12 protein-coding genes are annotated in these 15,405 nt (G+C 47.3%); 11 read left to right on the top strand and 1 reads right to left on the bottom strand.

All coding sequences use genetic code 11. The features are described from left to right. On the bottom strand, positions 1-5,954 hold a 5,954-nt coding region (locus QZZ36_RS06450), incomplete at its 3' end, for a SpaA isopeptide-forming pilin-related protein (RefSeq protein WP_295078648.1). Between the two features lie 504 nt (positions 5,955-6,458). On the opposite strand from QZZ36_RS06450, the gene QZZ36_RS06455 reads away from it, so the two are divergent. From QZZ36_RS06455 to QZZ36_RS06505, 11 genes are all read left to right on the top strand, one after another. Continuing rightward, entirely contained in the window at positions 6,459-7,661 is a 1,203-nt protein-coding gene (locus QZZ36_RS06455; RefSeq protein WP_295078651.1) for an ECF transporter S component, read from the top strand. A gap of 328 nt (positions 7,662-7,989) precedes the next feature. After that, on the top strand, positions 7,990-8,907 hold the full coding sequence (locus QZZ36_RS06460; protein ID WP_295078654.1) for an acyltransferase domain-containing protein: 918 nt from the start codon (positions 7,990-7,992) through the stop codon (positions 8,905-8,907). Between the two features lie 67 nt (positions 8,908-8,974). Continuing rightward, positions 8,975-9,277 carry a phosphopantetheine-binding protein gene (locus QZZ36_RS06465; protein ID WP_295078657.1) on the top strand — a complete coding sequence of 101 codons (303 nt, stop codon included), beginning with the start codon at positions 8,975-8,977 and terminating at the stop codon, positions 9,275-9,277. Between the two features lie 11 nt (positions 9,278-9,288). Continuing rightward, on the top strand, positions 9,289-10,005 hold the full coding sequence (locus QZZ36_RS06470) for an enoyl-CoA hydratase/isomerase family protein (protein WP_295078660.1): 717 nt from the start codon (positions 9,289-9,291) through the stop codon (positions 10,003-10,005). Then, positions 10,002-10,415 carry a thioesterase family protein gene (locus QZZ36_RS06475; RefSeq protein ID WP_295078663.1) on the top strand — a complete coding sequence of 138 codons (414 nt, stop codon included), beginning with the start codon at positions 10,002-10,004 and terminating at the stop codon, positions 10,413-10,415. The genes QZZ36_RS06470 and QZZ36_RS06475 overlap by 4 nt, the downstream gene beginning before the upstream one ends. Then, positions 10,399-10,818, top strand: coding sequence for a hypothetical protein (locus QZZ36_RS06480; protein WP_295078665.1), 420 nt, complete (start codon positions 10,399-10,401; stop codon positions 10,816-10,818). The genes QZZ36_RS06475 and QZZ36_RS06480 overlap by 17 nt, the downstream gene beginning before the upstream one ends. Further along, positions 10,811-11,521, top strand: coding sequence for an enoyl-CoA hydratase/isomerase family protein (locus tag QZZ36_RS06485; RefSeq protein ID WP_295078668.1), 711 nt, complete (start codon positions 10,811-10,813; stop codon positions 11,519-11,521). Before QZZ36_RS06480 ends, QZZ36_RS06485 begins: the two co-directional genes overlap by 8 nt. Then, on the top strand, positions 11,518-12,639 hold the full coding sequence (locus tag QZZ36_RS06490) for a 3-hydroxyacyl-CoA dehydrogenase NAD-binding domain-containing protein (protein ID WP_295078671.1): 1,122 nt from the start codon (positions 11,518-11,520) through the stop codon (positions 12,637-12,639). The genes QZZ36_RS06485 and QZZ36_RS06490 overlap by 4 nt, the downstream gene beginning before the upstream one ends. Positions 12,640-12,664: 25 nt before the next feature. Next, positions 12,665-13,876 carry a beta-ketoacyl-[acyl-carrier-protein] synthase family protein gene (locus tag QZZ36_RS06495; RefSeq protein WP_295078674.1) on the top strand — a complete coding sequence of 404 codons (1,212 nt, stop codon included), beginning with the start codon at positions 12,665-12,667 and terminating at the stop codon, positions 13,874-13,876. 26 nt (positions 13,877-13,902) lie between these two features. Next, entirely contained in the window at positions 13,903-14,259 is a 357-nt protein-coding gene (locus QZZ36_RS06500) for a hypothetical protein (protein ID WP_295078677.1), read from the top strand. Between the two features lie 24 nt (positions 14,260-14,283). Then, positions 14,284-15,405, top strand: a complete 1,122-nt coding sequence (locus QZZ36_RS06505; protein ID WP_295078680.1) for an alpha/beta hydrolase — start codon at positions 14,284-14,286, stop codon at positions 15,403-15,405.

Consider the following 15,405-nt stretch of genomic DNA (forward strand, 5'->3'; position numbering starts at 1 on the left):
GACTTCTTGTCAAGTGTGATAGTATTCTTTGTATCCTCTACTACAAGGTGACCGTCTTCATCAACGTAAGCCTTGCCGTCTGTTACGGTGCTTACATCTGTAACCTTGCCGTCCTTGATAGTAAATGTGAACTTTGTTACTGTTGTGTAGCCGTCGGGAGCGGCAGTTTCTTCGAGACTGTACTTGCCGTCCTTCAAACCTGTAAACTGGTTGCTGTTGCCTGTGAATGTTGTCTTTGTTACCTCACCGAGAGCTGTACCGCCGTCGATCTTTACGCCTGCCAGTGTCTTGCCCTCTTCCTCAACTGCAAGTACGAATGTTGCCTTGCCTGCTGATTCCGGAATAGGCTCTGCACCGAGAGACTTCTTATCGATAACGATACCGGACTGTGCGTCCTCTACAACAAGGTGACCGTCTTCGTCAACGTAAGCCTTGCCGTCTGTTACAGTGCTTACATTCTTGACCTTGCCGTTCTCTACTGTGAATGTGAACTTAGTTACTGTTGTATAGCCTTCGGGAGCTGCAGTTTCTTCAAGACTGTACTTGCCGTCCTTCAGACCCTCGAATTTTGTATTGTTGCCCTTGAACTCAGTCTTTGTGACTGCGCCGAGAGCTGTGCCGCCGTTTACCTTTACGCCTTCAAGTGTCTTGCCCTCTTCCTCAACTGCGAGTACGAAGGAAGCCTTGCCTGCTGATTCCGGTATAGGTGCTGCACCGAGAGACTTCTTGTCAAGTGTGATTGTGGACTTGTTATCCTCTACAACAAGGTGTCCGTCTTCGTCAACGTAAGCCTTGCCGTCTGTTACAGTGCTTACATTCTTGACCTTGCCGTTCTCTACTGTGAATGTGAACTTTGTTACTGTTGTGAAGCCGTCAGGAGCAACAGTCTCTTCGAGACTGTACTTGCCGTCCTTCAGACCTGTGAACTTAGCGCTGTTGCCCTCGAATGTAACAGACTTGTCGTCAGCTGTAAGTGTCTGAGCCTTTGAGCCTTCACCTACAACTACGCCCTCAAGGTTCTTGCCCTCGTCTTCGGCTGCAAGAACGAATGTTGCCTTGCCTGCCGATTCCGGAATTGGCTCTGCGCCAAGCGCCTTCTTGTCGAGAGTTACAACAGTCTGTCTGTCCTCGACTACAAGGTGACCCTTATCGTCAACATAAGCCTTTCCGTCTGTAACAGTGCTTACGTCTGTTACCTTGCCGTCCTTGACTGTGAATGTGAACTTTGTAACTGTAGTATAACCGTCGGGAGCTACTGTCTCTTCGAGGCTGTACTTGCCGTCCTTGAGATATTCAAGCTTAGCGTTGTTGCCGTCGATCTTAACTGACTTTGTGCCCTTTGCTGTAGCGTCACCGCCGTTTACCTTTACTCCTTCAAGAGTATTGTCCTCGTCCTCAGCTGTGAGTACGAATGTTGCCTTGCCGGCTGACTCCGGAACAGGCTCTGCGCCCAGTGCCAGCTTGTCGAGACTGATGATAGGAGCGTCCTTGACTGTGATCTTCTTTCCGTCCTCGGACTTCTCCGTAACGCCGTCAGTAACTGTGCTTACATCAGTTACCAGACCGTTCTTTATTGTGAATGTGAACTCGGAAATAGTCGAGTATCCTGCGGGAGCTGTGTCCTCCTTCAGTGAATACTTACCGTCTCTGAGGTATTCGAGCTTAGTGCTGCTGCCTGCAAATGTAGCAGACTTAACATCGCCGAGTGCTGAACCGCCGTTGATCTTGACGCCGCTGAGTGAACCGTCAGTATCCTTGGCTGTGAGTGTGAACTCTGCCTCGCCGTCTGTTATCATCTTGCCGCCGAGGTCTGTCTTGTCTATTGAGATCGTAGGAGCGTCCTCAACTACTATATGACCGTCCTCGTCGATGTATGTTCTGCCTGTTGTTACAGCAGATACATTTGTTACCTTGCCGCCCTTTACAGTAAATGTAAAGTCGCTCACTACTGAATAGCCGAGAGGAGCTGTATCTTCTCTGAGAGTATAGGTACCGTCCTTCAGACCTGTGAATGTAACTGTATTTCCGTCGAAGGGCTCTGTTGATGTTACAGTGCCGAGAGCTTCTCCGCCGTTTATGCTTACGCCGCTGAGATCAAGATCCTCGTCCTCTGCGGTAAGTGTGAACTTAACCTTTCCTGCGGACTCTGGTATCTCAGTCGCTCCGAGTGCCTTCTTGTCGAGAATGATAGTATTCTGCTTTGTGTTAAGGAGGCTCTCGCTCGTTCTTGTGCTGACTACGTTCTTGTCAGCGTCTGTCTCAACGATAACGCCGTCCTTTATAACAAAGGTCTTTGCAGCTTCCTTTTCGTAGCCCTGAGGAGCCTTTGTTTCTTCGAGGACATACTCACCGTCGTAAAGTCCCTCGAAGGTCTTGGGATTTGCGTCCTTTGAGTTCCACTCTGCCGACTCGCCTTCGCCGAGAGCGTCGCCTGTCTTCTTGGCAGGGATAGTCTTTCCTGAGCCCTTCTTGAATGTGAGCTTCATATCAGCACCTGCTGTTGTGCCTGCAGGAGTTTTGTTGCCCTCAGTGTCAAAGAACTTGGAGATCTCGATCTTGGAGATATCGTCGAGTATTATGAGCTGCTTGCCGTCATCGGAAAGCTTGTACTTGCCTGTTGTCTTTGCATCTGTAACAGTGACCTTGCCGTCCTTAACAGTGAATCCAAACTCGGATTCTACCTTTGTGTATCCGTTTGGTGAAGCTGTTTCCTTGAGGATATAATCGTCATTGTCAAGACCGATGATATCTATGGAGCCGCCTGTGAACTCACAAGCCTTTCCGTCGTTTGTGAGCTTCAGTACCTTTTCGTGTGATACCTCAGGAACGAGTTCTGTCTCATCAACGTCTACAGTGAAGATGTTTCCGTCCTCAAATTCGATCGTATAAGTACCGCTGCTGATTCCCTTGATCTCAAGAGAGGTTCCGGAAACGGTTCCCTTATATTCATATGTGTTCTTGGAAGATGAAGAAGCTGCCTTTCCGTCAACAGTTACATTCTTGAATGTATTGCCGCGGACAGTATACTTCTGACCTGCCTTGAGTTCCTTTATGGTAACTCCGCTTGTATTGTTGAGTGCGTCATGTGACTTGCTTACCTTTGATGAAAGGTCAACACTGTCATCGCCTGTTGTGAGGACTCCGAGAGCAGAACCGTCCTTCTTTGTGAGAACGAACTCCGCATTGTCAACGATAACCGAGCCCATATCGCCCTTGCTTATCTTGACTGTGTCCTTATTGTTTACAAATTCGATAACGTCCTTGTCGGCAGAAAGGATACCGTCTGTTCTCTTTACTGTAAACGTCTTTACAGTATCCTTTACGTAGCCTGCGGGAGCCGTGAGCTCCTCAACCGTATATGTACCCTCGGCAAGACCTGTGAATACGACCTCTGAGCCGATTGAATACCATTCAAATGATTTGCCGTCGGAAGCAAGATTCTCTATCTCGTTTCCCTTGAACTTGTATGGATAGAAGCTGCTTCCGGACTTGCTGCTCCAGCCCTTTCCGTCTGAAGTGAAGTACTGTGAGTCATGAGCCTTTACATTCTTCATGCTCTCACCGGAAGTGCCCTTGAGTCTGAGGTAAGCGCCCTGAACTGCCTTACCGTTTCCGTCTACCTTCTTGACTGAAACCGCGTAAGCCTCATCGGTCATGCTGATCTCCGTGCTCTTGTCGCCTGTTGACTTTGCAACAGCGCCTGTATCTGCTGTTACAACAGAAGCCTTGCCGTCGTCGATCCTGATATCAGTTGCCTTTATGGGCTGGAAGCCTGCCGGAGCGACCTCGGTAAGTGTATAAAGTCCGTTTGGAAGTCCCTCGAACTCTATTGCCTTGTCTGTGCTTGTCCATGTGATGTATGAATCGCTGTACTTTACTTTGCTGTCAGCGTTGCTGTCCTGATCGGACTTGACGCCGCTGTTGAGCTTGGCGCCTTCAGTATCCTTTGCGGTGAGCTTGAACTCAGCGCCTGCAAGGAATTCCTTTGCGTGAGCTGTAGTGACATTTCCGTCCTCGCCCTCGCTGGCGTTTACAACATCGCTGTACTTCAGGAATTTTACCTTTGAAGCAGCGGTGCCGCCTGTATTGAGGATACCGATAACTCTGTTTCCTCCTGAAACTCCGTTGTCGGTATAGGATACCTTGTATCCGTCGGGAACATCATCTTCTATAGCGTAATAGAAATATGTGTGGCCGTCGGGATCGTTCTTGTCAAGGTCATCCCATGTAGCAGTCCAGTCGTTGTCGCTGCTGAGAGTCTTGGTCTCGTATTCCTTATAGCCGAGAGCCGGACCGCTGATATCTGAAATGAAACCGCCGTCTACTGTTATTTCATATTTTGTGTCGTTACCTTTTTTAAATGTATAGGTACCGTCGGGAAGCTTTGAAAGCACTTCATCTGTATCCGCAGTGAAAATAACGGTTTCTTCTCCGAAGCCGAAACGTGAAGTAACAGTCTGTGCGCTCAGGTCGGAATTGACGCTTTTAAGTGCCGAGCCTTCCTGATATGTAAGCGGAGAAGTTGTTTTTCCCGCTTCATTTACAGTTTCAATGAAATCGATGTACTTGTTTAAAGTAGATGCTTCATCCGTTACATAACGGAGTCCTGCCTTTTTGGAACGGTAAAGAATGACATCTATCTCGTCATCCTCGTGCTTGTCCTCGCCGTCGCTCCATGTCTTCTTTGCTGAAACCTTTATCTTCTGGTTTTCGCTTACAGGGTTCATGAAAGGAGCCATATGAGTCTGATTGGTAAGGGTTATCTTATCTGCGATGATAGTACCGCTCATATTGTTGGGTACCACTTCGCAGTCAGGAGCGAGAACGCATCCCCACGGTTCGAGCTTTTCACCGTAATTGTAGAGGATCTTTGTTCCCTCGGAATTTGCGTTGAAGAAGTTGTAGATAATATTGGTTCCGCTGAGAGCGCTCTCTTCGGAATTAACGAGTTTGTATGTCGGATCGTAAGCCGACTCGTAAGTCCATTCCGGAGTCCATACAAGCTCGGACTTGCCCTGAAGGTCAATATTTACTAAAAGGGTCTGGTTTCCGAAGAACTGACCGTCCTTGAAGTTAATGCCTTCGACCTTTATGCGGCTGTAATCCGCAAGCTTGTCAGCGGTAAAGTTGAGCACGTTGGTACCTTCCTCGTTGAGAGTAAGCGTACCTATGTATGGTGCCTGGTTTTCCGGATCGTCTGAATAATCAGGGTTTTCGACGAACTTCAGGTCCGCATATGAATCACTGAACTGAGAATAGTTTTCGGATCTCTTCTCGTAATTTACCTTTTCAGCCTCGAAATCGATAAGGTTCTTGCCCGTATGAGCCAGATAGCAGCTGTCCTTGAACTCGCCGCCCGGCTGGAGCTTAACGAAAAAGTCGTCAGACTGCGGAAGATCGACTCTGACATATGCGTAACCGCTTGCGTTAAGAGGATATTCAAACGTACTTTTGTCGTTTACGATGTAGCCTACGCCGAATATATACTCGCCCTTGCTGACGTAAAGCTCGCAGTTCTCAGGGAAGAAGAAATCGCTCATCTTGCCGAGCGAGAATTCCTTTGAACCCTCCTGCTTGGCTTTTTCTTCGTATCCGCCGCCCTCTTTGAACGTGAACGAATCTCTTACTACGTTAAGGATCCTTCCTGTGCCTTCGGTATTGAGCTGTCCGTGATTTGATCCGACTATGTAGTTTGGTGTAGCGATGTTTCCGTTGATGTGTGAGCTGTCGTTGGTAGTTTCAATGGTATCAAATGCGAACAAATGGAAATCGCCGGCTATACCCAGCGGGTTATTCCTGAACCACTGCGTCTCTTCGTAAGGAGTGTTGATGACAGGAAGCCCGTCAGCGGCGGCGTTAGCCTGCATACCAACAAATGACGGCACAACATATGTCATTGCCAGAACTCCGGAAGTAACGCTGCTTATCAGGCGTTTACCCAAAGATTTCTTCATTATCGATCCATCCTTCCTTTTTTTATTTTTCTACAATTCCCCGTAATGTACCGTTCCGCCTGTGCGCAGGATGATATGTTTACAGTATTTTGCACTTTATATTATAACACGCTCATATACAAATTGCAATATTTTAACTTTAACTAATATTTAAAAATATTTAAGTCGCTTTTGTGCATTTTGTAAGAGATTTCCGCTTTTTTTTGAACTTCAACAGCAAGTTAAACAATGCGCCGCAACTGCCGGTCAACTGGCAGTACCAATTTCGGTTGACTCTCACAAAGACTTCGGCTAAAAACCATTCACGACCGGATTCTACACTTCGTATTATCAGATTTTTGTATGGATATATATAAATCGCATTTATCAATTATGAATGTTTTGAAATGGGTTTGTGTATCAAATTTCGGCAAATATGCTATTTACAATCTACCTAAAACATGATATCATAATGATTGTATTATATCCCCGAAACGGGGAGTAGTAACAAGGAGGAAATTAAATATGAAAGCGAATTCCAAAATTCGTTCGATGGTGCTTCTGGGCCTTCTGACTGCTGTTGTAGCGCTCTTTTCGCTCACGCCAATAGGCTCTATACCTATCGGACCATTGTCCATCACCCTTAATATCATACCCATTGCCATCGCTGCCATCGCCCTCGGACCTGTAGGCGGACTTATCATGGGAACGGTATTCGGACTCTTCAGTTTCATGCAGTGCTTCGGCATCGGAGTCCTCAGCGGAATGGGTGCCGCAACACTTGAAATAAGCCCCCTGCTCACATTCGTACAGCGAGTTATACCGCGTGCGCTTGACGGTCTGCTGGTCGGACTTATCTTCTCTTCACTTTCAAAAATCAATTCAAAAAAAGCTCTTTCCATTATTTCCGGCATCGTTTCCGGTATAGTTCTTATCGGACTTTTCCTTTCAGTCATGCTGCTCATATGCCATGACGAAAACGGCAAATACAAGATGTCGGAAGGTATGTATAACTTCATGACATCGGGACTTCCCGTCGCTCTCACGCTCACCGGAGTATTCGCTGTCGGCTTCGCTGTGATGTTCTGGTTCGTCAGAAAGAAGGATCTCTCGAAGGTGCAGCAGTCATGCGGAATCGCAGGCTTCTCCGCCGCGATACTCAATACCATCTTCTTTATGGGAGCTTTGGTACTGCTCTTCAACCACACTTCATTCGGTCTTGACAGCAAGTACACCTTCAGGGTGAACAACGGTATCGTCACAGAGGTATCCGAGGACAAAGCCCACCCGGTTGAAATATCTACCGACGGCAAGGGCGTAGTCATTGACAACGCGCTCATCTTCTCACTTGACGATCCTGCTTCAGTATCATCAGCAGTTCCTACCGCTGACAAGGTAAAATACAAGTTCATAGCAAACGGTAAGAACGCAAAATTCTCGGAGGTATTCTGCAATGGCGAAAAGCTCAGCGGAAAAAAGTATTCTTTCAGCACTCCGAAGGTCAACTTCAAAGGCATCAGCGACGGAAAATATACGATTAAGGTTTACAAGGAATTCAACTACATCGACAAGCTCAGAAGCGGTAAGAGCATACTGCTCTTCATAATCACAGCTGTCGGAATCAACGCACTGTTCGAAATGGTTATATCAACAATATTCACAACACTTATCGGCACTGCTCTCTTCAAGGCAAAGCTGATAAAGACACCGGAAAATCTCAAGGATTAATGCGCAAAAGCCTTTTCCCCAATCGGAAAAGGCTTTTTTTCTGACCCGGCAGCGGCACGGACGCTCTGTTTACGCCGTTTTGCAGGAGTCCTGCATACTACCAGATACGCCTTTGATTTCATAACAGAATCATAGGAAATTTATCTTACAAAATCACATTTTGTTCATTACAGATAGTATAATAGCTCTAATTTATAAAAAAATATAATTGGATTGATACTTTTTTATCACTTTTTTAGAAATCGCTTTTTATAGCGATTTATCCTATTGACACTGCGCCTGATAGGTGTTAAGATGTATTTATAAACAAAAGCGAGGAGCAAGTTAAATGTGCAAAAAAGCATTCCTTTTCCACGGAATCGGATCAAAGCCTGAAAAGATCATAGCAAATCTCACTCCGGAGTTAAAGGAAAAATACGAGTCATACCTGCAGGAAGCGCTGATACACTGCGGACTTCCGGCAGATACAGGCAACCTCTCAGGTCATGAGGCAAGGGCTGCCGAATGGCTCGTTCCTTTTATATGCGACAGGGTCGTATATGAGTACCTTACAGGAAAAGGAATAATACCTGATATCGGCGCAGGCTACAGTTCAGGTATAGTCAGCGCAAGTGCCTGCTTCGGTTCAATAAAACATACCGACGCTCATGATATCGTTATGACTCATCTCTCCATGTTCCGGAAGCTCGAAGAGAATAACGTGAAGCTCAATATGGGTATCGTCGTGGGCTTCCCCTACGACGAACTGAAAGAACTTCTCAGCCGCAGTTTCAGTCCCGATGACCTTGTTATCGGAAGCGGAAATTCCGGCTTTCATGTTATGATAAGCGGCAAGGCAGATGCTGTTGAAAAAGCGATCGGGGTATGTACCGACGAGGGTGCACTCAAAGCCTTCACCATGAACACCGGCACCGCTTTCCATCATCCGATCATGGAAAAATATTCCGCCGAATACTTAGAACTCTGCAGGGATCTGGACTACAAAAAACCGGAGCATCCCCTGATGTCCGTATTCGATCAGACTGTGCTGAGTACAGCCGATGATATACGCAGGGAAAACCTTTACAATGTCTGCACTCCCATGCGCTGGGATCTGGCACTGAAAAAGCTGGAGGAGCTCGGCGTAAGAGAGTTTTTCGATATAAGCGCTAACGGCGCTATCAAAAAGTTTTCAAGAGTAAGCAGAAAATGCAGTATATATACCCTTGAGGATATACTCAGCGGTAACTGCCCCGCTCTTGCATAATGCCGTCAGAGCCGTATACAACGGCTTTGAAATAAAAAAATATTAAAATTTTGGAGGTTGCTTTTTTATGAGGGAAATAACAGAGGAGATCAGGGAAGAAATCAAGGACATGATCTTTGACTATTACGCCGATGAGTGCGAGATCGACAGGTCAGAGATCACTATGGAATCAAACCCGAATGAGGACTTCGGAAGCGATTCACTTATGTTCGTTGAGCTTATCGAAATGACAGCTGACAAGTACGATCTTGACATCAAGCTTCAGAGCATCGGTAAGTATATGCTCAAGACTCCTATGAACACTATGGCAGACGTTGTTGATATGTTCTGTAAGATATATCAGTACGGCAACGATGTTGTTAATCAGTGAGGCAGCAAACGGTGTATTCTAATTTATCAGAGCTTCATGCCGAAGATAATATCGCCGTTCTCACAATAAACAACGGTCCGAAGAATCTGCTCTCAGAACCCGAATTCATAGACCGCAGAGAGCTCCTTAGCTGGCTGGATAAGAATCCGCAGACAGGAGCTCTTGTCATTAAAGGAGAGGGCAGACATTTCTCACACGGCGCTGACGTTTCACTGTTCGGTACTTCCGAAATCCCGGTACTCTCGGAAAAGCTTGAAAAAGCCCGTGAGCTTCTCAGGACCATCGAGGAGCTTCCCATCGTTACGGCAGCTGCCATCAACGGGGGCTGCTTCGGCGGTGGACTTGAAGTCGCTCTCAGCTGTCAGTTCCGAATCGCTTCGCCGAAGGCTCTCCTCGGACTTACCGAGATAATGCACGGCGTTGTTCCGGGTATGGGCGGTATGGAACGACTTTACAGACTGCTCGGCAGGGAAAAGGCTCTTCAGATGATATTGCAGGGCGAAATGATAAGCGCTTCGGACGCTCTCTCAATGGGACTTGTTACAAAAATAACAGAGCAGAAGGACGCCTTCGAGGAGACCATGAGCTTCGTGAAAGAGCTCATCTCAGGCAAGTCCATGGCTCAGATAAACGGTATAACAGGCACGTTGAACCGTGCTTCACACGGTGAAAACGATCCTTCAAAGGGCTGCTTTGAAGCTGCTCTTGCGGAGGCATTAAAGAAATGAACAAAAGTACATATCACCTTACTGTGCGCGGCTGCGAGCTTGACTCGTTCGGCCACGTCAATAATGCCGTATACCTTCAGTACGCTGAAACGGCAGTATGGAACTTCTTCAGACAGAGCGATCATCTTGACGAGCTGTTTGAAAGCGGACTGTTCCCCGTAATACTTGAAAGCACTCAGCGGTATATACATGAACTGAGGCTTTTCGACGAAGTGAGGATAGAATCCGAATTCCATACATCAGGCGGCATCATAAATTATAAACATAATATATTCAACGAGGGAACAGGTCAGATAGCCTGCAGGATAAGCGGAAAGATCGCATTTGTGGATAAAGACCGCATGATATGCAGCGTCCCCGATGAATTGATGGAATATCTGGAGAATAACAAAGATGATAATAAAAACTGACGAATTCGTCACAGAGGTGAGCGGTATCGCTTCACTCGACGAACTCACTGAAGCAGAGCTGGGCACTCCCTGTTTGCTGATAGTACACGTCAACGGCAGCATCTATGCCGGCAATTTCAATAAAACTTCTGAGTTTTTTGTAAACGCTCCTTTTGTTACCGCTCTTGCGGACAATGAGCCCGACAGCAGTATATCAGGATTTTTTGATATGGTAATACCCGCAGAGAATACCGGTGAATTTACTGCAAAGCTCTTCAAGGACAAGACAAGATTTCAGGCAGAGCAGATCAATACCTGCTTCATAGCTGCAAGAAAGGGCAGTCAGTCTGATATACTCGACTGTGAATCAAAAGCGTTCTACCGCCTTCTTGCAGACAAGACAGGAGGCAGCTCAGATGAATGATACTATCAATATCACGCTCACAGAAGAAAACGGCGTCCTCAGTTTCGTTATGGACGCTCCCAGCAACAATATCATGTCATCGGCATTCCTCGACAAGTACGAAGCCGTTATGGAGGAGGTCGCTGAAAGAGCGGCGGACGGCGGTATAAAGGGCATGATAATCAGAGGCGGCGGACGCCATTTCAGCGTAGGCGCCGACGTGGACGCTCTTTTTGAGCGTTCTCAGAAAGAGAGCTACACCGACGAGGACGGTATCCTTCCTGCCTCTCACGTAAAACAGAAATCGCGCTTCACCTTCCTGCGCAGTCTTCCCTTCCCTGTTGTCAGCGTGGTAACAGGTTTCTGCATCGGCTCCGGCAGCGAGATAGCTGTCAACAGCCACTACAGGGTTATCGAGAAGAACGCAAGGATAGGTCAGCCCGAATCGACCTTCGGCATACTCCCGGCACTTGGCGGCGTCGCACGAAATATCGAGATATGCGGCACTAAAAACGCATACGAACTGGTAATGTCGGGCGAGCTTATCCCCGCCGAAAAAGCCTACGCGATCGGATATGCTGATATATTCGCAGAAAAGAAACAGGGAGTTCCGGAAGCTCTCGCTCTCATTGAATACATCTCAGCAAACTATGATACCTTCTCGCCTGCACGCTTCAGGGAATACATAACTGCCTACAAGCAGAGCAGGGAGGCTAACGCATGAACATTGGCATTATCGGCTACGGAAAAATGGGAAAGGATATCTTCTCCCTTTTTTTTGACAGGCTTCCGGACGCACATTTCACAGTTCTTGACCTGACGGGCGCTGAGGAGAATACAGACGCTCTGCTGAAAACTCTCGGCAAGAGCCTGAAGAGAAAAAAGCTGACCGAAGAACAGTATGAGTTCAAAAAAAGCTCCTTTCTCTTCACAGACAGTATCTCTGATATGAAGGACTGCGATATAATAATAGAGGCTGTATTCGAGGATCTGAAGGTCAAACAGGACATATTCCGTCAGCTTGCGGGAACAGTTTCCGAAAGCTGTCTCCTTCTGACGAATACATCTTCACTGAAAATATCAGACGTTTTCGACGGCGTTCCACACAGGGAACGCTGCTTCGGTCTGCACTTCTTCTATCCCGTAAAGCTCTCAGGCTTTGTGGAGCTCAACGTGATCCCGGATTCCTCTGAGGAAAACATTGCCAAGGCAAAGGCTCTCGTAACCGCGGGAGGTAAGAAACCCATCATATTTGAAGGCAGCTACCACATATACCTCAATCAGCTCCTTTCATGCATGATAGGTCACGCGATCATAATGAAAGAACGCTTGGACGTTTCCGTAAATGAAATGAACAACGCCCTGGCTCCGTTTTTCTCGATCGCAGCGCCGTTCGATATACTTGACAGCGTCGGACTCGGACTTATGGGCAGGGATCCCGAAAGTTTCCGTATCACACGCAGCCGTCCGCTCCATATAAAGAACTACGAGACAATGAAGTCATGGACCGAAAACGGCTGCCCTCAGGCTCCTCTGACATTTCTCGGCTATATGGCTGAAAAAGAGACTGATACCGGAAATGTATGCGAAAACGCTGAACTGGATATGACCGCATTCCTGCTCAATGAAACAGTGAATGCTCTTGAAGAATACAGCGGAGACAAAAATACACTCTTTGAGGCGATCTGCGATACACTCGGTCTCGCGGAAGCGCCCTCGTTCTACTACAAGAAATTCGGCACAGAAATGATCTTCTCCGCACTGGACAAATATGCAGAAGCTACCGGCTTCGCAGCTTACAACCACAAGGATAAATCTGTATGGGACAGATACTTCAAATAATTTTCCGATGAAAGGAAGAAATAATATGAAGAAAGTAGTTATCACAGGTCTTGGCTCGATCACTGCCATAGGTCTGAACACCAACGATTACTGGAATGCTCTCACCAACGGAGAATGCGGTATGGCTAAAATAACTCGCATCTCCTTAAAAGATCACGATACGACCGTTGCCGCTCAGGTAAGCGACGATTTTGAAGCGCTCGTTTCAAAACACTGGAAAAAACGTCAGCTCAATATAACCACAAAAAGTACAAGAATGTGTCTCGCAGCTGCAGGGGAAGCAATCGACGACTGCGGCGCAGACTTCACTGCACTCGATACAACAAGGATAGGAATAATCTTCGGTATAGCCGACAACTCATACAACGACAGCGAAAAAGAGGGACGAACAAATATCATACTCAAGCGTATGCCAAGCGAGATCCCCGCAATGCTTGCTCTTAAATACGGCATTAAGGGACCTTCATTCAATATCAGCACAGCCTGCGCTTCATCCGCTTATGCAGCGACCCTCGGAAAACAGCTCATACAGTCGGGCGCTTACGATATGATAATCACAGGCGGTATGTCAAATGTGGTATCACATATCATACTCAACGGCTTCAACCAGCTCCTTGCTATGTCGGTAAATCCCGACCCTGCTACAGCTTCACGCCCGTTCACCAAGAACCGTGACGGCTTCATCATGGGCGAAGGAAGCGGCGTAATCATACTCGAATCCGAGGAACACGCAAAGGCAAGAGGCGCCAAGATATACTGCGAGCTTGCAGGTGCAAGCATGACCTGTGAGGCATACAACCTGACAGCGCCCAAGACAGACGGCGAAGGTATGGCTGAGGCTATCAGTCTCGCTATCAGGGACGCAGGCATCTCGCCTGACGAGGTGGACTACATCAATGCTCACGGTACGTCCACAAGTCTCAACGATCTCTATGAAACAATGGCTGTAAAGAAGATATTCGGCAAAAAAGCCTATGATATCCCGATGTCATCCATCAAGGCCGCTATCGGACATACCCTTACAGCCTGCGGCGCTCTTGAGGGAATCGCCTGTGTAAAGGCTATCGAGTCAGGTATCCTCCCGCCGACTATCCACTACGATGAGCCGGATCCGGAGCTTGATCTCAACTATATCCCGAACAAGGCTTTAAAGAAAGATGTAAATGTTGCCATATCAAATTCATTCGGTTTCGGCGGACATAACTCAACTCTTGTCTTCAGGAAATATCAGGGCTGAGAAACAGCCGGGAAAGGGAACATGAAATGCCTATAACACAAATGAAGACTAATTACAGATTCAGCTCGCCTGCTCTTCGCACAGCCTTCATCGACGAAGCTGCAAGCGAGCTTTCAGAGATACTCCGAAAGCCGTTGCCGGCAATAATGGTAATGCTCGACGAGTGCTCAATGTACATGAACAGCTCGGAAGACACAGTTTTCTTTGCAGAGTTCAGATATATACTCCCTCAGGAGTATGCTGACAACAAGGCAGCCTTTCTGAAAGAGCTCGCCGACAGAATGCTCAGCATTATACAGAAGCACACCCATGCAGATCCCTACCGCGTTTATATGCAGTTCACAGAGATGACACGTGAGGGCGCATGGAAATATACAGGCTGAAACATGAGAAAGGAATAGATAAATATGAAATGGGCAATCAGAGATTTGCTTAACCCTGTAGTAACACGTTCTCTCCTCTACGGAGCAGATCCTTTTGACCTTGAGGCTATCCTCAAGAAGATCGACAATATAAAGGTCAGAAGCGGAAAGCAGATACAGGAAGTATGGATAAACGAGTGGCACGCCAAGATAGACCGCTATTCAGAGCTCCGCGACAAGGCTGAAAAGGAAGGAAACAGGATCTCTGCAAGAGAGTATGCAAAAATGGTGACACAGTGCCACTACGCCTGCTTTATGATAAACATCGAGGATCTGGAACACAAGACCGAGATATACAACGGACTTGAAGAAAGCTACAAGCGTTATATAAAGCTCTGTAAGAACAAGGTAGAATATGCCGAGATAGACACAAAGGAAGGAAAGCTCCCTGCTTATATACACTATCCGGACTCAGGCAGAAAAACAAATTATCCCGTAGCAGTTACCTACTCCGGTATCGGCAGCTGCAAGGAGGAGCTCGAAATGCTGGCTGCTCCCCTCAACGAAAGAGGTATAGCAGTTATCACTCCCGATATGCCCGGTGCGGGAGGAGCTATAATCCACAGGAACATCAAGTGCGGCGGAAAGCAGTTGGAGGCTGCTTTCAACGGCATAATCAGATTCGTTAAGAGCCATAAGAAGCTCGACGAGAAGAATATGGCTAATTTCGGACTCTGCATGGGCGGCGGCTACGCCTTCCGCGCAACTGTAAAGAATCCCAAGGCAAAGGTTTGCGTAAGTCTCTTCCCACTCCTCATGCACTTCGCAAATCTGGACAGCATCCCTGTATGGATGAAGCGCGGCAAGTGGAGCTCATATCAGTACGCTGATGATTACCTTGAAGGTATGAAGATTCTGGAGGAGGGTACTCACAAGGCAGACTTCCTCATGGTATACAGCAGCGACGACAACTGGATGTCTCCCGAAGCTTCACAGAGGCTGCTCAGCAAGGCAGCCGGCTATAAGGAGAGCATACATATCCAGGATAAGCCCGCATATGTTTCCGAGGAAACTATCATGCACGCTATGCCCGTCGGTGAACAGTACCACTGGGTAAAGCATATTGCAGCAGACTTCATAGCCGCAAGACTTAACGGGGGAAAATAA

It is taken from the genome of Ruminococcus sp. (genome assembly GCF_016287535.1).
Classification (GTDB): domain Bacteria; phylum Bacillota; class Clostridia; order Oscillospirales; family Ruminococcaceae; genus Ruminococcus.

What these genes read in the sequence shown, in the direction of transcription:
- QZZ36_RS06455 (WP_295078651.1), top strand. Translation starts at nt 6,459, where the DNA reads ATGAAAGCGAATTCCAAAATTCGTTCGATGGTGCTTCTGGGCCTTCTG.
- QZZ36_RS06460 (WP_295078654.1), top strand. Translation starts at nt 7,990, where the DNA reads ATGTGCAAAAAAGCATTCCTTTTCCACGGAATCGGATCAAAGCCTGAA.
- QZZ36_RS06465 (WP_295078657.1), top strand. Translation starts at nt 8,975, where the DNA reads ATGAGGGAAATAACAGAGGAGATCAGGGAAGAAATCAAGGACATGATC.
- QZZ36_RS06475 (WP_295078663.1), top strand. Translation starts at nt 10,002, where the DNA reads ATGAACAAAAGTACATATCACCTTACTGTGCGCGGCTGCGAGCTTGAC.
- QZZ36_RS06480 (WP_295078665.1), top strand. Translation starts at nt 10,399, where the DNA reads ATGATAATAAAAACTGACGAATTCGTCACAGAGGTGAGCGGTATCGCT.
- QZZ36_RS06485 (WP_295078668.1), top strand. Translation starts at nt 10,811, where the DNA reads ATGAATGATACTATCAATATCACGCTCACAGAAGAAAACGGCGTCCTC.
- QZZ36_RS06490 (WP_295078671.1), top strand. Translation starts at nt 11,518, where the DNA reads ATGAACATTGGCATTATCGGCTACGGAAAAATGGGAAAGGATATCTTC.
- QZZ36_RS06495 (WP_295078674.1), top strand. Translation starts at nt 12,665, where the DNA reads ATGAAGAAAGTAGTTATCACAGGTCTTGGCTCGATCACTGCCATAGGT.
- QZZ36_RS06500 (WP_295078677.1), top strand. Translation starts at nt 13,903, where the DNA reads ATGCCTATAACACAAATGAAGACTAATTACAGATTCAGCTCGCCTGCT.
- QZZ36_RS06505 (WP_295078680.1), top strand. Translation starts at nt 14,284, where the DNA reads ATGAAATGGGCAATCAGAGATTTGCTTAACCCTGTAGTAACACGTTCT.